This is a genomic window from Agrobacterium sp. 22-214-1 (genome assembly GCF_053522465.1).
On sequence record NZ_JBNWCK010000008.1, the window covers coordinates 25,341 to 43,473 of the forward strand.

General features: G+C 50.8%; 16 protein-coding genes, 1 pseudogene and 1 riboswitch. Of the genes and pseudogenes, 4 read left to right on the top strand and 13 right to left on the bottom strand.

The window, feature by feature from the left end:
- Window positions 1–51 precede the first annotated feature (51 nt).
- From thiD to ACQZ5G_RS21960, 5 genes are read right to left on the bottom strand one after another with little or no spacing between them, the layout of a single operon-like run.
- On the bottom strand, window positions 52–849 hold the full coding sequence (gene thiD / locus ACQZ5G_RS21940; RefSeq protein ID WP_448738487.1) for a bifunctional hydroxymethylpyrimidine kinase/phosphomethylpyrimidine kinase: 798 nt from the start codon (window positions 847–849) through the stop codon (window positions 52–54).
- Window positions 846–1,508 (bottom strand): thiamine phosphate synthase, encoded by a 663-nt coding sequence (gene thiE, locus ACQZ5G_RS21945; RefSeq protein WP_448738488.1) that lies wholly within the window; start codon window positions 1,506–1,508, stop codon window positions 846–848. Before thiE ends, thiD begins: the two co-directional genes overlap by 4 nt.
- Window positions 1,495–2,235, bottom strand: a complete 741-nt coding sequence (locus ACQZ5G_RS21950; RefSeq protein ID WP_448738489.1) for a hydroxyethylthiazole kinase — start codon at window positions 2,233–2,235, stop codon at window positions 1,495–1,497. The genes thiE and ACQZ5G_RS21950 overlap by 14 nt, the downstream gene beginning before the upstream one ends.
- A complete protein-coding gene (locus ACQZ5G_RS21955) occupies window positions 2,232–3,182 on the bottom strand; it encodes an ABC transporter substrate-binding protein (RefSeq protein ID WP_191856056.1) in 951 nt (316 codons plus the stop codon). Before ACQZ5G_RS21955 ends, ACQZ5G_RS21950 begins: the two co-directional genes overlap by 4 nt.
- Window positions 3,179–3,964 (bottom strand): ABC transporter permease, encoded by a 786-nt coding sequence (locus ACQZ5G_RS21960; RefSeq protein ID WP_448738490.1) that lies wholly within the window; start codon window positions 3,962–3,964, stop codon window positions 3,179–3,181. Before ACQZ5G_RS21960 ends, ACQZ5G_RS21955 begins: the two co-directional genes overlap by 4 nt.
- A gap of 130 nt (window positions 3,965–4,094) precedes the next feature.
- A riboswitch (TPP riboswitch) is annotated at window positions 4,095–4,197 on the bottom strand.
- Between the two features lie 316 nt (window positions 4,198–4,513).
- Here ACQZ5G_RS21960 and ACQZ5G_RS21965 point away from each other — a divergent pair.
- Window positions 4,514–5,842: a DUF6538 domain-containing protein gene (locus ACQZ5G_RS21965; protein ID WP_448738491.1), complete on the top strand. Its 1,329-nt coding sequence runs from the start codon at window positions 4,514–4,516 to the stop codon at window positions 5,840–5,842.
- A gap of 329 nt (window positions 5,843–6,171) precedes the next feature.
- Here ACQZ5G_RS21965 and ACQZ5G_RS21970 read toward each other — a convergent pair whose 3' ends face one another.
- From ACQZ5G_RS21970 to ACQZ5G_RS21980, 3 genes and pseudogenes are all read right to left on the bottom strand, one after another.
- On the bottom strand, window positions 6,172–7,275 hold the full coding sequence (locus tag ACQZ5G_RS21970) for a hypothetical protein (protein ID WP_448742680.1): 1,104 nt from the start codon (window positions 7,273–7,275) through the stop codon (window positions 6,172–6,174).
- Window positions 7,272–9,320: a hypothetical protein gene (locus tag ACQZ5G_RS21975; protein WP_448738494.1), complete on the bottom strand. Its 2,049-nt coding sequence runs from the start codon at window positions 9,318–9,320 to the stop codon at window positions 7,272–7,274. Before ACQZ5G_RS21975 ends, ACQZ5G_RS21970 begins: the two co-directional genes overlap by 4 nt.
- Before the next feature lie 614 nt (window positions 9,321–9,934).
- Window positions 9,935–9,997 (bottom strand): annotated as a pseudogene (locus ACQZ5G_RS21980) (helix-turn-helix domain-containing protein); the annotation flags it as partial.
- Between the two features lie 911 nt (window positions 9,998–10,908).
- On the opposite strand from ACQZ5G_RS21980, the gene ACQZ5G_RS21985 reads away from it, so the two are divergent.
- Both ACQZ5G_RS21985 and ACQZ5G_RS21990 read left to right on the top strand, forming a co-directional pair.
- On the top strand, window positions 10,909–11,085 hold the full coding sequence (locus ACQZ5G_RS21985; protein ID WP_162694297.1) for a hypothetical protein: 177 nt from the start codon (window positions 10,909–10,911) through the stop codon (window positions 11,083–11,085).
- A 35-nt stretch (window positions 11,086–11,120) separates the two neighbouring features.
- Entirely contained in the window at window positions 11,121–12,155 is a 1,035-nt protein-coding gene (locus ACQZ5G_RS21990) for a hypothetical protein (protein WP_137086409.1), read from the top strand.
- A gap of 40 nt (window positions 12,156–12,195) precedes the next feature.
- Here ACQZ5G_RS21990 and ACQZ5G_RS21995 read toward each other — a convergent pair whose 3' ends face one another.
- Window positions 12,196–13,116 (bottom strand): hypothetical protein, encoded by a 921-nt coding sequence (locus ACQZ5G_RS21995; protein WP_448738495.1) that lies wholly within the window; start codon window positions 13,114–13,116, stop codon window positions 12,196–12,198.
- A 231-nt stretch (window positions 13,117–13,347) separates the two neighbouring features.
- Window positions 13,348–13,899, bottom strand: coding sequence for a recombinase family protein (locus tag ACQZ5G_RS22000; RefSeq protein ID WP_137086405.1), 552 nt, complete (start codon window positions 13,897–13,899; stop codon window positions 13,348–13,350).
- A gap of 501 nt (window positions 13,900–14,400) precedes the next feature.
- On the opposite strand from ACQZ5G_RS22000, the gene ACQZ5G_RS22005 reads away from it, so the two are divergent.
- Window positions 14,401–15,141: a hypothetical protein gene (locus ACQZ5G_RS22005; protein WP_448738496.1), complete on the top strand. Its 741-nt coding sequence runs from the start codon at window positions 14,401–14,403 to the stop codon at window positions 15,139–15,141.
- A gap of 375 nt (window positions 15,142–15,516) precedes the next feature.
- Here ACQZ5G_RS22005 and ACQZ5G_RS22010 read toward each other — a convergent pair whose 3' ends face one another.
- From ACQZ5G_RS22010 to ACQZ5G_RS22020, 3 genes are all read right to left on the bottom strand, one after another.
- A complete protein-coding gene (locus ACQZ5G_RS22010; protein WP_448738498.1) occupies window positions 15,517–16,872 on the bottom strand; it encodes a hypothetical protein in 1,356 nt (451 codons plus the stop codon).
- A 70-nt stretch (window positions 16,873–16,942) separates the two neighbouring features.
- Entirely contained in the window at window positions 16,943–17,275 is a 333-nt protein-coding gene (locus ACQZ5G_RS22015) for a zinc ribbon domain-containing protein (protein WP_448738499.1), read from the bottom strand.
- An 11-nt stretch (window positions 17,276–17,286) separates the two neighbouring features.
- A complete protein-coding gene (locus tag ACQZ5G_RS22020) occupies window positions 17,287–18,060 on the bottom strand; it encodes a hypothetical protein (protein ID WP_448738500.1) in 774 nt (257 codons plus the stop codon).
- Between the last annotated feature and the right edge of the window lie 73 nt (window positions 18,061–18,133).

An 18,133-nucleotide genomic window follows, 5' to 3' on the forward strand; every position in this document is an offset into this window, starting at 1 on the left:
AGATGTCCGGCAGGACAGAGGGGGGTAAGCCCCACGCTCCGCCACTTCAAGTCACCCCCACCACCGATAAAAATGATGCACCGGGCCCCGCCCGTGCCCAACAGCAAGGCCCCGCCCAGCATCGAGCGCCCCATTCAGATAGTCCTTCGCAAGCCCCACTGCCTCCCGCAACTCACGACCCTTTGCAAGATGAGCCGTAATCGCCGCCGCCAATGTGCAGCCTGTGCCGTGGTCATTCTTCGTCTCCACCCGTGCCGCGGAAAGCGCCTGCATGGCGCCATCCGCAAACAGATAATCCGTGCTCTCAGGCCCGTCGCCATGGCCGCCCTTGATGAGCACGGCTTTCGCGCCCGCCTTCAGAATCAACTCAGCCTGGCGGGCGATCTCCGTCTCCGTCTTCGCCATCGAAGTGCCGGTCAGCAGCGCCGCTTCCGGCAGGTTCGGCGTAACGATGGTTGCGAGCGGCAGCAAATCGCGCCGCAATGTCTCGATGGCGTCTTCATGCAGCAGCCTGTCACCGGAGGTCGCTACCATGACCGGGTCCAGCACCACCGGCTGCGATTGCCGCCGAAGCCGTTCCGCGATGGCGGCGATGGTTTCGATCCGCGAGACCATGCCGATCTTCACCGCATTGACGGCGAGATCGGAGAATACCGCATCCATCTGCGCGATAATGGTGGCGACCGAAATATCCTCCACCGCCGTCACGCCTTTGGTGTTCTGCGCGGTGATGGCGGTGATGACGCTGGCGGCATAGGCGCCAAGCGCGGAGAAGGTCTTGATGTCCGCCTGAATACCCGCGCCGCCGCCGCTGTCGGAGCCGGCAATGGTCAATGCAATGGCTGTCATGGCTGTCTCGCTTTCAGCGCCGCGTCAATCCTGGAGCGGAAGTCCTTGGTTGCGCTGGCAATATCGCCCGCGCGGAAAATGGCGGAAATCACCGCCACACCATCCGCGCCCGCCTCGATGACGGACGGCACACGGGCAAGATCGATGCCGGCGATAGCGCCGACCGGCATATCCGGCTTCCACTCCTTCAGCAGGGCGCGCAGCATGGTAAAACCGTCGATACCGACCGGCTTGTCCGGATTGACCTTGGAAACGGTTTCGAACACGCCGCCGATGCAGGCATAGTCGACGGGCATGGAGGCCGCCCGCTCGGCATCGGGGCGGTTCTTGACGGTGAGGCCGATAATCGCCTTTTCGCCGAGAATGCGCCTTGCGGTTTTGGCGTCCATGTCGTCGGCGCCGAGATGCACCCCGTCCGCACCCGAGGCGAGGGCCACATCCACCCGGTCGTTGATGACAAGCGGTACGCCGGCGCCGGCGATGGCCTCGTGAATGGCGCGGGCGTTTTCGATCATCTCGCGCGTCGAGCCGTGCTTGTCGCGATATTGCAGAATGGTCGCGCCGTTCAGCGCAGCCGCCAGAGCAAGCTCCGGCAGCGGCGCAACCTCACTGAGGCTCGCATCGACCAGCGCGTTGAGGCGGTAATCAACCTTGTTCATGCTCTATCCTTGCGTGATTTGTGATGTCCTCACCGGAAATTTCGGAAAGCGCATCCAGAAACGCCGGTTCGAAGCTGCCGGGGCCTTTGGCGTGCTTGGCCGCAAGTTCGGCGGAAACGCCGGTGACGGCAAGGGCGGAGGCCGCCGCCGTCAACGCGTCTTTTTCGACAGCCATGAAGGCGGCGATGACGCCGCCCGAAAGGCACCCCGTTCCCGTCACCTTCGCCATCCACGGATGGCCGTTGATGATCCTGACGCTGCGGGTGGTATCGCGCAGATGATCGACCGGCCCGGTCTCGATCCTCACCACGCCAGGCACATCGCCGATCAGGCTCATTTCGGCGTGATTGCCACGTACGATCGTCGGGGAAAGTGCGATGAGTTCACGCGCGAATTCCAGACGCGACGGCGAATAGTCGCAATGCACGGGGTCGACGATCCACGGCTTGCCGGATGCATTGGCGATTTCGATCGCTAGCCGGATGACCTTGCGCCGCTCGGCATCCAGCGTGCCGAGATTGACGGTCAGCGCATCCGCCTTGGTGACGAAGCTCTCGATTTCCTCCAGCGAGGTGGTCATGGAAGGAATACCGCCAACGACGGTGATGCCGTCTGCGGTGAATTTCTGCACCACGGTGTTCATCAGGCAATGCACGCGCGGGCGCGTCTTGCGCACCCGCTCCAGAATCTCGGCGGCGATTGCCGCTGTCGGAAAATTCGTCGTCATGGCTGCTGCAGCTCCACGGCGATGTCGTCCGCCGCCGGCGCCTGCTTGATCAGCTGCATCTCCTGCATGAAGGCGCCGAAACGGGCGTAGCGCGCGCGGTCGAGTGCAGCCGGGCGCTTGGCGAAGCGCGGCAGCGTGTCGAAGAAGGCCTGCTTGTTCAGCGCATCGTCAAGGTTCGGATAGGCCTTGATGAAAAGCTGCCAGGATTCCTGAGGATGGTTGGTAATGAAGATCGCGGCCTGTTCCACGGCGGAGAGGAAACGCGGCAGGCGGCTGTCCTTTGCGAGATCCCGGTGCGTGACGAAGATCAGCTCGTCATAAGCCGGCACGCCGTGTTCCTCCGGAAAGAAGGAGCGGCCTTCATGTCCCTCGAGCTTCATCTGCGTCAGCTCGAAATTGCGGAAGCCGCCTAGCGTGGCATCCACCTTGCCGGCGATCAGCGACGGCGAGAGCGAGAAGTTGACGTTGATGAGTTCGACATCGTCCTTCGTCAGCCCGTCCTTTTCCAGCATGCGTTTCAGCATCGCATCCTCGAAGCCGGAAACGGAAAAGCCGACCTTCTTGCCCTTCAGGTCTTTCAGGCTCTTGATCGGCCCATCGGCCAGAACGGTGACGGTGTTGAGCGGCGTCTCGACCAGCGTGCCGAAACGCACGAGCGGCAGGCCGGCATCGTGATCGAGATAGAGGTTCGGCTGGTAATGCACGCCGATATCGGCCTGTTTTGCCGAGACGAGACGCGGCACGGCGGACGGGTCTGCGGGCGGAACCAGTTCGACCTCCAGCCCCGCATCGGCAAACAGGCCGCGTTCCTTGGCGATCACCATCGGCGCATGATCGGGGTTCACGAACCATTCGAGCAACACGGTCAGCTTGTCTGCCGCTTGCGATTGCATGGGTGAAAGCACGCTTGCTGCCGCGACGACGAGGGAAAGAAGAGTTCGTTTCATGGTGCCGAAAGTCTCCGTAAAGATCTGAAAGGAATGGTGTGTTCTGTTTCTTTGGCCCAGGGGGCCAGATTGGCGGTCGCCCGGTCGACGATGAGCCGCAGCAGCACCGCCATGACGGCGAGAATGGCCATGGCGGCGAACATGGTGTCGGTCTGCATGCGGGCATTGGACTGGATCATCACGAACCCAAGCCCGGCCGATGCACCCACCCATTCGCCGATGACGGCGCCAAGCGGGGCGAGCGGCGCCGCCACCCTCAGGCCGGAAATGAGCGATGGCAGCGCCAGCGGCACACGCAACCGGGTGAGGATCTGCCAGTGGCTCGCCTCAGTCAGCGAGGCGGCGTCGAGGATGGCGCGATCGGTGCGGTTGAGCCCGTCAGTGAAAGCGGAGGCAACGGGGAAGAAGATGATGATCGCCGTCATCACTACTTTCGAAGCCATGCCGAAACCGAACCAGAGGACGAGGATGGGGGCGAGCACGAAGACCGGAAAGGCCTGCAACACCAGAACCATGGGCCAGACGAGGCGGCCGAGACGCGGGATGGCGGCAATCGTGAAAGCGACGAGAATGCCGGCGGCGATGCCTGCCGCGAGCCCTAGCGCCATTTCACTGAGCGTCACCAGTGCCTGCCCGAACAGGAAGCCGGGCTGACGCCAGAAAGCGCCGGCAACATCGGCGGGCGATGGCAGGATATAGCGGGGCGGTGAAAACAGCCATGTTCCCGCCTGCCAGAAAACCAGCAGAAGACCGACACCGTTCAGCGCATGGGTGGCACGCATGAGCCGGACCTCAGACGCAGACGCAGACGCACCGTGTGCGAAGGGCGGAAGGTTTCAGCATCATCATTCGTCTCCAGATGTGACAATCCCGGAGATCAGGCAAAGCGGAGAAGAGAAAGGGCAGCGCCTCTTGGCGCGACAGTTCCGTTCCTACGCCGGCATGACCCGGATCAGGTAGATAAGGGTTTGGCAAAATGCCATCTCAGTGCCGCAGCACACCCCTCGGAAGAGTTTGATTTCATAGGAGAATTCAAAACTCATGTCAAATGTCTTCTTCAAATATTCCGTTGTGAACCGTTGCATCAGAAAATTGCTAATGGAATTGCTAATAAGCCAAACCGAAGGAACTCTATGTATATTTGTAAATTTGGATTTATTGCCGGTTTGTTTTCAAAACAAATGAGAATTAATATTTTATTTTGAAAACAAAATTGGGCGCCAAGCAAAATTAAACTTCGCTATATTGACTTGATGCGCCAAATTAATCTACAGTAATGCATCATCAATATTACGGAGGTGGAAATCCGAATTTGTCAGGGAGAGTTGTTCATGGGTGTTCATCCCAATCTTATGAAGCGTGAAAACGGCTACTACTATTTCGTCATGAATGTTCCGAAACGGCTAAAGCCGTTGACGAAACATCGCCAGATTTGGCGTTCCTTGAGAACGAAGGATGAGGCGACTGCACGGAGGCGTTTGCCCATTGAGCAGGTGAAATATGCTGTCCCTATGGACAGCGATATTGTGCCCGATGACGTTCGCATTGATTACAGCGAGATAAGGGTGGCGGCAAAAAAACTTAATGTTGACTATATTCCGCACTCCGACTTGATCAATCTAAACGTATCGCAGTTGCTCCAAGCCTATGAAGCCAGAGAAAATGTTAGGGCGCTCAAGTCCAAGCTGAATCCAATCGAGTCCGGGGCTATCGCCGGGATACTGGAGACGCCACCGGAGACACCGTTGCTATGGGAACAAGCGTTCAAGCTGTTTCAAGAGTTATCGCCTGAGAAAGTTTTTGGCTTGAACGAAGTTGAGACGAGACGGAAATGGCGTAGATTTGAGCAGGCAACCGATGATTTCTTAAGGCGGATGCCTACGCACACAAACGTTCTAGAAATAGAGAAACGTCATGTCGCAGAGTATCGAAAGAAGCTGATTGCTGCATGTAAGGAGGGTGAATTCAAGGGGGATGAAGGCAATAAGAAACTGATGTGGCTTCGGATCATTTTGGATGTAGTAATTGCTTCTCACTATCCAGAGCGGACAAACGTCTTTGAAAACTTCAAACCCATCAACCTTGAAGATTCTGCGAAACGTAAGCCGTTCACCGAAGCAGAAGTCAAAATTGCCAGAGCCGCGCTGGAGAAATCTTCGATGAGAGAAGAATGCAAAGCCATCGCGATCCTCGGCGAAATGACGGGCTGCGGTGTTCGAGAACTCATTTGGATGGAGGCAGCGGACATTCGTCTTGATGCTCCAATTCCGTTCATCAGTGTGTACCCTAATTCTTTGCGCCGAAAGGTCAAGAAAGGCGGTGTACGCCACAGGGATATTGTCCTAACGGGCGATGCGCTGGAAGTGATGAAGCGCTTTCCGAACGGGTTTCCGTCTTTCCATGACGGTCAAGGTCCAACGCGCATGAACTGTTCGATGTCCGGTTTTTTCAGAAAGGTTGTCCCGGGTAAAGGGCACTACTCATATCGCCATCGGCTGGACGACCTATTGAAAAGATCAGGCTGCGATCTCGGTTTAAAAAGCGCGATTATGGGGCATTCACTCAAAGGTCACGCTGGGTATTATGGGGAGGGATACTCTCTTGAAAACCAGAGGGAGGCGTTAGAAAAAGCATTCGAATACGCAAAAAATAAACAATAATATCAAAACGATATGCTGAGAAGTGAATGACTTTATATTATGAATATCGGCGTATTCCAAACAGGGAATATGTGAGTTGCAGAAATATACGATCGATAATCTCGCGAAAAGCGAGAGGTTGCGAAAGGAATTATTTGAAACGATTGATTGGGTGATTACCAATGCTAAAGATCAAAGCTTTTCCGAAGCGGCGTTAAGCCATGCGAAAGCGAAGAAACGCGTTCTGGAGGAGCTAGACCTCATCGTACATTACTAGTAGCGCATGACGGCGCTTTAACCGCTACGTCAGCCAAATGATATTTTTGGCTGACGATTGTTCACCTAGAAACCTATTGGCTAATTGCTTTCTCTGCGATTAAATGAATCTGATGCAGAAATTCTCGCTGGCGAACTCCATCATCGCCGCGTCTTTCAGCCGTGCGAAGAAGCTTTAGAAAAGCGTCTTCCATCTCGTCGGTGGATACGAGAGCACGTGGTTTTGATGGTTTGGTGCCTCTTACGCGTTCTGCCTCTCGCCTAGCGTTTTGAACGTAAAAGTTGGCTAATTCAATAGCCTCCTCGACCGTCTTTAGCGGCGAGAGTACGATCTGGTTCTGCAAACGACTTCGAAACGCGGGTAGAGCGGATGAGTATCTTCGCATGGCATCAGGAGTGATAGCCAACATCATAAAAAGATGTTTAGGCAAAGCGTCCATTATGGCGCGCATTGCCGAGAGATATCGAACTATTGCTGCGGGTCCTAATACCCCGTCTTGTTTCTCTAGCTCATCCAAAAGCAGGAATACGCCTTTCAGCAAGCTAAGTTCGCTGCTTATCACAACAATGTCTCGAAGAGCCGCTGTTTTTGACTCAACAGTATCGAGTCTGAATTGAACACCCAGACCTTCTCGATGAATCTTCAAAAGACGCAGACCCAATAACCAATCCTCGAATGCTCGCAAGAGGTCGTCGGATTCTGGGAACTCTGAAAGTGTCTTCAGTGCTGCTTTCAGATCAGTACTACGAACTAGGCTAAGTGAAGCTGGATCGCTGCTAATCGCTTCAGCAAGGCGTCTGTAGTGATCTTGACCAAGCTCCAAAAATAATTGCCGTATAGTCCCGTCAAAAGATTTTTCAGGGTCAGCCAAATATCGTACTACGTAATAACCCTCATCGTCACTGAGGGCGTCATGGATGTCCTGCTCAAAGTGGTTGAGCAAGTTTGTCTTACCAACGCCTTGAGTGCCCTCAATCACTACAACTTGTGATTTTCCATCGCGCATAAAACTTACGATACGCGATTCCACCTCATCATCAGCCGCTGAGGGGAAATGGGGATTGTTTGATGTTTGATTTGATGCCGGAAAGGGGTTTGTTAGGACACCATAGCGGCTGAATACATCAACAGACCGTTGTGTTCTCTGAGCAGTTTTCAGTCGTTCTCGCAGACTCATAAAGATGTCCTCTCAATCCGAAGACTTGAGCTCGATTTTCCCGGGATGAGAAAGTCACCCCTATAAAGGTAGGCTTTATTAACGGCAGGTTTGCCAGAAGCAATTTCTAATTCATAGATAAATCGCTCCTCAAACCGCGTATCCGTAGTTGAGCCTTCAGTGGACCGTTTTAGCAGATTTTTTTCGCTCGCGGCATCTAACAGCTTGCGAGCGACGTTTGGATGAATACCGTCGATTTTAATAAGATCTTCAAGCCAAGCCCCTGTAGCAACAAGTTCGTCCCCCTGAGACAGGGTTTTGAATCGATCAATCGCTATGTTAGCAAAGTTCTCTAAACTTGGTTTCAGCGGAGTCGCATACATTCCATCTTCAAGCAAACAGCCAATCTCAAGGATTTCAGCGACACTCTTGTAAGCCGTCTTAGCTCTCGAAAATTCTTTGAAATCCCAAGAGTGACCTATGGGGAGATCCTTGATAACATCTTGCAAGAGAGCGCAAGATGGAAACGCGTGAAGTTCTCTACTCAAGGCGTCGATGTCCAAACCGATAATCGCTTCCGCTAAACGGGAGATTTTAGGCTCCGCCTCCCAACGCCTGTCTTCAAGAGAAATTGCTTTCCCAGAAGTCAAGAATCTTCGGAACTCTTCTATACCACCAAGTTTTTTCGCTGAAATGGTGTCCATGACCTCCTTCTCAGAAAGTCTACCTTCGGCATCAAGTTCCAACACGAGGTTGAATAGCTTCTCAAGATGGAATCTGAATACAGGGACAGATTTGTCGGTCCGCGAAGCTTCTGAGCTTCTGCTTTCAGATGCGTTTAGTGGTTTTGTCTTACCACTTCTTGGATTTTCCTGTTTTTTTGCCTTTTTTTGAATAACCGAGGGCGTCGCTGATCCGTTGCCCCAAGAGGATATTCCTACCTCTTCGAACCAAAGTAAGTCTTCTTGGCTTTGATAAGGCGACCAAGGCAGGTCCTTTCCAATGGCAGAAACTGTAAGGTAAGTTTCATCGTTAACGGACAGCCGAACCGTTCCAAAAGCGGTAGCTAGCTCCCACAGGATGTCGGTGAGAGGAAAAGAACGGATCTTGCCGGTGAAGGGATTCAGGGTGACGCCGCTTAAGGTCTTTCCTAACATGTCAGACGCTTTCACCGCTCGATAATAAATTGGCATCAAGCCCTCTGCCAGAGCCATACGCGCCAATCCTTGGTCGGCGGTGAGCAAGTGGACACGGTGCCCGGGAGCAGACTGTGCCTGATGGTGTCGTGCAGCTTCGAGGATGAGTCTGTCGCAGTATGCATTAATTATTCCCGTTAGGTTCAATCCCCTCAGGTCTTTGTCACCTTCCGGCTGGAAAGCGTTTCGAAGCGGATCTCCTAGTAGAAAGGTTCGTTCAATTTCGGTGTTCGATCGCAATTCTAGACCCAATAAAACTCTATGCCCTGCTTGACTACGAATGTGGTCAAGCGTCAGATCAATTGTTCTGGGCTTTGTATCATGTCGATTTGAAATGAAGCGGTCACCAAAGTTGACGATTTCCATGTGCACAATGCCAGGAACTTTTATCCGCGCTGCCGGATGTAAATAGCTGGTAATAAAGTTCAAAGCGCCTTGAATGATCCCAGACGTGTCGGTCACTACTGTACATGGGCGTTGAAAAGGCATGCTCTCTAGAGTGCCCGGATCAAAAACAGGATTGACCAAGCCCACGCGCATCACGGTAGTTGCAATAGTATCAAGAAGGCGGCGTATTTTCCCCATGGCGCGTTTTTTGTCGTCAGGACCCAATGCGTCGACCGCGAACAACGCGGATAATGCGTCTGTTGTGTCTGCAACCGATGGGGTTGTCCAAACGTACCCGCCTCGGCGGCAGGCGCGAGTATAAGCTTCCTGTAGGGTGCTCGCAGACTTCACTTCAATTGAACCTAAGTTCAACCAATTTGAGCTGCCAAAGGCGTGATCCTCCTGTACCTCTAACTTGCACAAGCCAGAACTCAGAAGTCGAGCAATTGAATCAGTTAAGTCTAACGGTGCTGCGAGTTTCATTTTTACCGAACCAATATTGACGTGCCGGGTCTGTCTTTGAAAATTTCGTGAATCCACTGGAGATGTTGGAAAAGGGCGCGAAACGGATCTATTGTTGTTGCCGTGTCGTCCCGGTCATCGTCGCTTTCCGCACTTGACATCCATTCCGTCTGACCAGAGTGGATTGCACTCCCTGCGGCTGCAAGAAAGTCATTGAGTTTTGTACAGGTCCTTTCGGAAGGTGGAACCGTCTCATTGAAGACATCCACCAACAAAGCTTTCAGTGAAGTGCGCAAGGTGTCGTCACTGATGGACCCAAAAACCTCCTCGCGGGTTTGCCACGAATATATTTCTTTCAAAAGTGAAGAACCTCGGGGATGGAGCAAATGGCTCCTTTCAGCGTCCGTATACAGAAGGGACGACGGCGGTGAAAATGCTTGCCATATGGAAATCCTTAAGCTTGCAGTCGGGTCCATCCCCATTGTTTCTCCCCTCAAAGCCCAGAGTTGCAAAATATTAGCACGTTCTCGTTAATGACAACAAAATATGCGGCTGCCAACTGTAGCGATGATGATATTTGTCCACAAACCCGTCCACATACGGCGCGACCTGAGACACAATTTCCTCGCGCTGAGTTATTTTAGGTAGCGATAAACCGTTGCCCTACCTATTCCAATCGTTCTGGCGATCTCGGTCGCGCCCCCGTATTCATAACCGGTATTGGAGTCGTTGGACGCAAATTAATCGCACCCTTTTCGCTAAATCTCGAAATTAAGAACTGCTGGGCTGAATATCATGACGCCACGACTACATCTGAGCGCGACCAGTGTATCCAAACGCTTTTAGCTAACCTTGGAACTGCAAGCTTTATTGTTGGAGCAAATACGCCCGCCGGTCAGAAATTGTCAGATGAAATGAACGCGCTTCGTCAAAAGAAAGCTAAGATGTGGAGGCAAGACGTCAAGCAATCATTGGCGAAAAAAATAAACCTCAGCGCTACCAGCGATCTCACCCCCGAGAGCGACGCACCATTCTGAACGTGAGCAGTTTCATCGTTGGTGAGAAGAGACGAAGTCACCTTGCTGCCCCAAGCCATCTCCGCCCACGTTAGAGTGACTTTACCCTCTGAACATTTTTCAGATTGTGCACGTGATTTTGGTCCAATCTACCATACCGACTTCCGGAAGAGCCTACACCAGCCTGTGAATTAGATGGTGTAAGTCAATTTAGAGTCCAGCGAGTCACGGTTTGTTCACGTCTTGAGTTGACTGAAAACATCAAGCAGATGATACTGCGAAGCAGCAAGCAGCACCTTCATTTTGTTTTTTAAATGAAGAGGTGCGCCCATGGATCAGCAACTGTCAGTCAAATTCCTGTTCTTCGAAGCCAGCGCGTCTGGTCTCGTCGCTGTAATTCTCATTTTCATTCTTGCACTCTTGGCTATGGGAATCGCGGTGCGCAGGAGGTGAGCGCCTCTGCAACGCGTAATATTAGCGCCTGTGGATAAGATCATGTTGCAACAATATCATTGACGAATCTCGCCCACCTCCCACTATGCGAAGCAGCAAGCAGCACCTTCATTTTGATTTTAAATGGAAAGGTGCGTCCAATGCCCAAGATCACCATTAAATTTCTCGGACTGGAAGTCTCTGCACAAGGGGTGTTGTCCGTTGTGCTCGCGTCGGTCATCGCCCTCACTGCTTTGGCAGTAATCTGGGCATATCTCGAAAAGCGCGATCTTCCCCGTAAAAATAGTATTGCAAGCCAAACTCAACGCATGATTTAGTTTGCTTAGGGTAGATTGCAAATTAGGCGGCTGGAATGTTTCGGGACAACACTGTCTTCATAATCGGTGCTGGTGCAAGCCACGAGTTTGGCTTGCCTGTAGGTGAAGCACTCATGAAAACAATCCAAATCAATTGCAGGTTTAGATTTGATCACTGGTCAATTAGTGAAGGCGTTGAGCCGATCTATAAATGCATTGTCAATCGATACACCAAAGACGATGACGAAATCAACGCACGCTTATTGGGAATGGCGGAAATCAATCGTGCTATCGATCACGCTGGTTCAATTGACGAATTCATAAATCGCCATACCGGAGACGAAGTAATCGCGGAAGTGGGGAAAATCCAGATTGCTTACGCGATCTTGGAAGCAGAGCGCCGCAGTAAGCTCGCAACTACCCTACTCGGAACAGCGGCTTCTTCACCCCCACAACTCTCTGACACATGGATCAATTCGTTTACGCGGATGCTCTTCGATGGGGTGAGAAACAGCGACGTTGACAACGTGGGAAGCAACATAACGATTATTTGCTTCAACTATGATCGCTGCATCGAAATGTACCTAGAACATGCCATAATGAATGCGTTCCGTGATGTTCCACCTGATAGGGCGAGACAGATTGTCGCTAGGATCAATATTATCCACCCATACGGAAGCCTTGGAAACTTGGAAGAGCATCCCTTTGGCGGCGATGTTTCACCCCAAAGAATAAGGCAAATGAGCGACAATATCGTTACGTGGTCCGAGTCGCGGGCGAGTGATAGAGCACCAAAAATTCAGCATGCAATGGCAAACGCGTCTACCATCGTTTTTCTTGGCTTCGCTTTCGCTCCGCAAAATATGCGGCTTTTGACTATCGACAAGGGCTTTGATGAACCCGAACAAGAGGTTGAGACCTTCGCGACTGCATATGGCTACAATCCCGTCATAAATGAGCGACTTAAAACAAAAATCCTTGATTTGTACTCCCCTAACGACTTCACCATTAATTCCGAGCGCGTCCACATTCAGTACGATATGAAATGTGCTGAATTCCTTAGAGCGCACAGCATGGCGTTGGTGGTGTGATGAAGAAACTGTCCAACAATCAGGGCGGTTCCCGATCACTTCAAAACGGAATGTCCTTGTCTAACTCTTCGGACAACTGCTCGATATATGGACGATAGTTCTTTTCTATCCTCTCAACCATTTCATTCACCAGTTTCGCGACTTCTTCTACCTCTTCGAGTTTTAGCGGAATGAAGTTTCCGTCATTGTCTCGCCCGTTACGATGCACGATATGATGTCGGATTTGGATTATTTGTTGCATCTTCTGCTCTTCGGCAGTCAGTTCAGATTGACCTTCATTTTTTTTCTTATTCTTCTTAGGTTTTTCAGGGCGCTCGTCAGCAAAAATATAAACGTCAAGCACGGCTTCGTAGAAGCCTGAAACTTTCAAAAGATCATGAAATGAAACTCGTTCTAGATATTTTTTGGCAGTCCTTTTTACAAAATTTGGGTCTTTAGCTATGTCAATCAGCGTATGCGTTGAAGATCGGAGAGCCTCAGTGCTTCCAACTAAGGCAAGTAGTTTTTTATCATCGTTGGTGATTATTTTTATCAGTCGGTCACTAAGATACGCTTCCAAAATGACGACGTACTGAAGGTAAAGCACCTTTAGAAGCGGCTGACCGGGTATCCCTAACTTGTACGAGTTTGTATGAAGGGATTTCGCGTCTGCAACTGATTGCTGAAACACCTCATAAGCGTCGAAAGGCAGGTCTTCAGGTCCGAAGTCTTCAAAATCGAATGTATCATCAATGAAACGGACTTTTACTTCAGGATGATCAGTCACCTTCACATCCTTTTGCCCCGGCATGGCGATTACCTCGATATTGTAATCTTCATCGCACTCGGTACAGGTAACTGTCGAATAGTTGCTCTCTATCCCGTCGCCAGTGCTATCGTTTGTCCAGTCGAAAGTGGCATTATCAACTTCATCTTCGATGAATGAGTTGCACTCGGGGCATTTGAAGTTGATATTTAGCAATGCACAAATCCTTGGTGGTTGCGATATATATTCTCCGCAACCTAAGAAGGTGAATGCAAATAAAGAATGAAGACCCTTTATCAAATTGTCTAGTCGAGACAATTATGCACTGACGTTTCGATGAGGGCTCAGGGGCCACAAATCCTACCCGCGCCCGGTGCAGCCCTAGTTTTCCGCCAGATTTCACAATTGTTGAACAATACACAAAACTGTTCACTTTTGTTGAGCGATTTAAACCTTGTCCGGTAAATATCTGTAGACAGTCGCTCTGCCGATCCCAAGGGTTTTCGCGATCTCGGTCGGACCTTTACCAGCCGCCACTAGCTCATTGATCCTAGCGCCATCAACAGTGGCTTTCCTGCCCTTGTAGACGCCTTCCTTCTTCGCCTTGGCAATTCCCTCCAACTGGCGTTCTCTGCGTATGGCTGTCTCGAATTCAGCGAAGACGCCAAGCATCTGGAGAAATGCTTTTCCGGCTGGAGTGCTGGTGTCGATTGGTTGGTCCGTTGCCTTTAAGGAAACACCTTTGGCTTTCAGGCGGTCCACAATAGCGGATAGATCGCCTATCGAGCGGGCGAGACGGTCAATGCGGGTAATGATGATGGTGTCGCCTTCCCGAGCGAAATCGAGCAGTCTGGAAAGCTCTTCTCTGCCTTGTGTTGTGGTGCCGCTTTTCTTCTCTTTCAGAATAAGCGTTGCCCCGGCTGATCGGAGGGTCTCTTCTTGCAGGGTCAAATCCTGATCGACCGACGACACTCTGGCATATCCGTATATGACCGACATCTGATGCCCTTTTTGTCTCATTTGACTCTAGATGTATGAGTCGTAACGTCTCGGAATGCTGAAATCAACCCTAATAAGACGCTAAAAGTGTCTCATGGCGTTGTCTCACTACGGTTTACTCAAATGGCGCAATTTGTTGAGCTGGCATGCCGCGCTCCTGTCAACATCGTCAAGACGTCGACTCATATGTCTACGCAACAGTGAGCGGAACCGTCAGAACGTGGGGATGACGCGAGTAAAAAGTTGCTTAAATCAATAATATTATTGAAAATAAACAAAAAGTCTGATATAGTAATAAATATATCGTGATAACTCATGGTTCAGCTAGCGGAAAAATTATTCCGCTGCAAAGCAATTCCACAAACTAAATAAGAAGTAGCCGGTTTGCGGCAATCAGGGGTCCGCTCACGAGAGCGATCTTGGTTTTCTTTATTTAATTTTCACATGCGCCCGTCAGAGATTGGCGCAATTAGATTTATATTGCCTTTTAACGAAGTAAAAATGAAAACAAATAAAATAGACGAATGGGCTTTATCGAACTTTATTCAAAAAGCATCGTTCGACATAGTCAATTCATACGATAAAAATACATCTCGAATACAGGAATACATAAGTGAGAACGCTTTTCTTGTTACTGTTCATCTCAGAAGTTATGGAGATTGTCATAACATTATCGATGCGCAGCGGAGAGTTGATAGAGCATTCGCACAATATCACGCTTCAACGCTTAGACGTCACTGCTTCACTAAAGATAAAGTGACGCGCAGGAATAAGAAGTTTCAGCCTTTGGCTTTCCTAGCTTTTGATATCGAAGGTAGCCGTCAAAATAGCTTTCACACAAATCCAATTCACCCTCATGGTCACGGCGCGGTTTTATTTCATGAGAAAACACTTAAGAACTTCAAAGACCGTCATCATCGATTTCTTACGCCGGAAGGCGGCTATAAAATCCCCAATCCAACAGCAAGTATTTCACTCGTTGACTTCAAACCTGTGAGTAGTGTTTGTGATCTCGCTGGTTTTTTGAGATACTCACTGAAAGTGGAAAATCATCTTACCAGCAACCAAACGAATTACGCACCTTTTGACTTCTATCCGGCTTCGTCGATGGATTTCCCGTTTTGGAATCGTTTTCACGAAACAAGTGGCTGGGATGCTCAGTCAGCTTTGTGCAATTGGATCCCTGATTTTGCTTTTCATAACGCTGTCACCGCCGACGCGACGACAGAAGTTGGAAACTGAAATCTTCACCGCCTTCACAAGAATCTGGATATCGAATGCAATCAAACGGATTTGGACGTTTTGAACAGTCCATCGTTGTTCAAATCGATGAGCACCATTCCTCAAAAATCGAAAATACTTATCAAGGCGCCAGCCCATGGCAGTGTCGTGGTGAGAACACGTTCGTTTTGTCGAGACTTTCAGCTCGAAAAGGCGATGACGAGGAGGTCGTCTGGCATATCTCCGCCTTACTCAGACTCCTTCCAGAAGACGCTTGGAGCATCGACTGGGAGAAGTCACAATACTGACAGTGTAGGCTTAGAGTTTTCATCAGGTCGCCTCTGGCAAGAACATTAATCTCCCCGTTCGCTTTTCTGCAATTTCATTCTGAGAAGCTTATCTGAAGCGCGGGTCCTGCGGCACTATCAGTCCGCCAGCCGAATTTTTCTTTCCCATGGCTTCGCGTTTTTTCAATCTCGCGTTTTCGATACCGGGCGGAAAAATAGATGCCAGCTTTCGGCACGCCTTCCAGTGTTCATAATTCGTTTCTGTCATCCCTGTCAGAACAACAGCCATTGTAAACAGCGTGTTCAACTCCTGCGCTCTTCGAGAAACGGCTTGTTTATCAATCCTTGGATCGCGCTTCAAAATTTCCGCTTCATCCTTCAGGAAATCCGCTTCGGCTTTTTCCATATCTTGTCGCGACAAATAAGCGGGGAACTGATTTTTTCTGGCTTTGAAGCAAGCAAGGATCAAATCGTGGGCTTCGTAAAGGTCCAGCAACGCCGCGACATTGATGTTGTCGTATTCGGTCATCCCCGCGCTCGGTGAGACATTGGCGGGCGGTTGCTGATCTGTCTGCGCTTGAGCGTGATCGGCGTTAGCACTTTTGTTTCCTGAAGCGGAAACTTCATTTGCGCCGCTCATTTCTTGTTTGCTTTTGAATGCGCTGATGTTTTCATCAATGTCTTCATAGCAGGCGTCTGAATCCCCAATCGAATGCTTCGCCAACGATTCCCAGGTTCCGGCATTGAATGTCATTGAGCCAAGTACACATTGATCGCCAACACGCCATGTCGCAATCAGAAGCCGACTACCCGCACTGTGCTTTAGCGTCATAGGTCCAGCTTCCTCACCGCCATACGGAAAGCGAAACTGGTGACCGGTCTTGAGATCGCTTACGAAGGCTATCGAACAACTCGACCCGCAGCCGATTTGCGTAATCGCGTACTGTCCTGAGAAATTGACCCCTGCCTTCACGCCGTTGGAAATGCGAGTGCGAAAGGTGGCGAAGTCTCGGTCTCGCCCTTTGAAATCGGGAAGTCGGCTCGGACCTGAGTAGATGGATACAGGAAATTGATCCATTGCGAGGAAGGGCAGTTCGGAATCCGAAACAACTTCGGTTTCGCCACCTTCATCCATTCCTTCGTTGTCGAGAGCTTCCTCTTGAGCAATGGCGCGCTCATCCCAGAGCGAAGCCATGAGACCGTATCTTCGATCCAACTCGTCAGCGTTCAGGACTTCGATAGTCGCAATACAGCGGTTTTGACGAACGACCTCGACAAAGCGTGCGCTGCCTTTTTGTCGATAGACGGAAACGACGCTGCCATCCTTTCGCCCAACATTTTCCGAATGGGATTTCAAGTCCGCGTTGTGAAGCTGAACATCTGATTCCTTCAGGCAAGCAGAATTGGCGGCTATCGCCGATGCGACGACAGCAAGAAACGAAATGCCAGAGAGTTTCGCAAGCATCAGCAATCCACCATCCGATTAAAACCTAGAGGTTCACGCGGGCGAATATCTCGCCGGTTATCTCTCCACATTAGACGACCTTCGGTCTGGTGAAGAGTACAAACATTCCAAGAACGATTGCGCCTAGTACCCACACGGTCAGCACCATCGCCATACCGATACCGGTTCCGATTGCCGCTCCCGCTTGTTCCGCTCCCGTAAGAGACGCCATATCGTTCGTGGCGGCATTGAAGCCTGCAACAGCCCATAGCAGCATCAAGGCATTGAATCCGATGAAGGACCATTTGAACAGTTTCCCAAAGAAACCGCGCTTTGGCTTGCGAAGCTGTGTACCGCAAGATGGGCATTTGAATGCCGCGTCGCTGACGTTGTTATTGCATTCCGGGCAACTGATAAGCGCCATGGTCAATTCTCCTATTTGGAAATGTCAGTGAATTTGAAAAGAAATTCTGGAGCGGTCATCGCCCCGCGAATGGTGATACTTTGCTCGAACAAGCCGTCAGCTTCAGCATGAATGAAATTGCCGGAGACCTTTACCCTGTCGCCAGTCGACATGTTCACAAGGGCAGCGTAAAGCGGAGTTCCCTTTTCGATCAGGGTCGAATGCAGAACATCGGAGATCGCGTTGTTCCACGTCGCCAGATCGATATTTGGGGCGATACGAACGACGATGACTGCATTGCCATCACTGTTCGTTTCCAATTTGCGAAGCGTACCCAACCAACCGTCAGCGCGAAGCTCGTCACCAACCGCTTTTAGGATTGCTGCGCGACGTTCGTCCCGCAGAACACTTTGCTGAAGTTCGTTTCCAGCAGATTCAAAACGGGTTTTGTAATCGCTGATTGCTGCGATGAAGCTCGCCTGCCGTTCTGGCGAAGGCGCTGCGGCGGATTTGACGGCTGATGCAGACGCGGTGGTACTGTTGCCAACCAGTGCGCCGTTCTCTGATTCACCCGAACCAAAAATTGCGCTGGCAATCACTAATGCGGCGAAACCGCCGCCAAACCACTTCAGAGCACCCAATCGCTTTCGAGGCGCGCCGCACTGCGGGCAAGCCTTAGCGCTCACGGAAACCTGCTTCTGGCAGACCCTGCATGCGGTCCACAAAGTTTTGGATTTCAAGTTATCCCCCAAATACCCACGACTGGTTGCTAAATGGATGTAATACCATTTCTGCTGTTTTGGCATAATTGGTTCTTATGTATATTTGAAGTCCCCAATTAAAAAATTGGGGCTTTTTTTGTCGAAATCGCTAAGCTCG